Source organism: Methylobacter svalbardensis (genome assembly GCF_037671525.1).
GTDB lineage: Bacteria > Pseudomonadota > Gammaproteobacteria > Methylococcales > Methylomonadaceae > Methylobacter_A > Methylobacter_A svalbardensis.
This window is the reverse complement of record NZ_JAWPOH010000190.1, coordinates 1-852: the sequence shown is the minus strand read 5'-3', so window position 1 is coordinate 852 and position 852 is coordinate 1. Positions and strand designations below refer to the sequence as shown.

At 54.3% G+C, this 852-nt stretch carries 1 protein-coding gene; it reads left to right on the top strand.

Going from position 1 to position 852, the window contains the following annotated elements:
• Positions 1–836 (top strand): IS66 family transposase (tnpC, locus tag RW114_RS20785; RefSeq protein WP_340124630.1); only part of this gene is annotated, 836 nt, incomplete at its 5' end.
• Between the last annotated feature and the right edge of the window lie 16 nt (positions 837–852).

Sequence of the window (852 nt, the reverse complement as noted above, 5' to 3'; positions counted from 1 at the left end):
CAGAGTGGCAAGGTGTATGGCTGAGCGTCGGTGCCATTCACAATGTTATTGAGGAAGCAGGACTTGCCGTAGTCCCAGTGGAAGCGGAGTTGATTGAAGCGGTACAACAAAGCGGTCTGTTGCACGCCGATGAAACGCCTTGGCCTGAGCAAGGTGCAAAAGGACAAAGCCTATGGCTATGGGTGTTCACCAGCACCTATGTCACCCTGTATTACGTCAGTCATCGCGGACAGGAGCTGACCAGAAACCTTCTGGAAAACTATAGTGGCAGGCTGATGAGCGACGGCTGGCAAGCCTATCGCTGGTTGACAAGACGACTGCGTTGCTGGGCACACCTGAAGCGTAAAGCAGTGGGCCTGACGGAAAGTTTCAGTCCCGAGGCGCAAGACTTCGGTCAAGAGTTACTGACCTTATGGGCAGAATTGCGCGAGGCCGTACTCCTGGCCCGAGAGGGGCCGCCGGAATCAATTCGAGCTGCTTTTGGTGATCGAATTAATGTTTTCCGAAGTCGTTGCGAAACGATGCGAACGAGTACCCATAAGAAAACGCGGGAACTGGCAGGGGAATTCCTGAATGACTGGGATGCGATCTTTGCCGTGCTAGATGACCCGCGTTGGCCATTGACTAACAACCACGCCGAACGCACCTTGCGGCATTGGGTCATTCTGCGTCAACTTTCCCATGGCACACGCACAGAGCGTGGATCTCGAGGGCTTGCACTGTTGGCCAGCGTTAGCGACACATGCCGCCAACGTGGTCATTCGCCTTGGGATTATCTACAAACAGCTATTGCTCGGCATCGGCAAAATTTGGCTCCATTGCCTTTGCCTGCGTAGGGGCGTGAACGTTTAC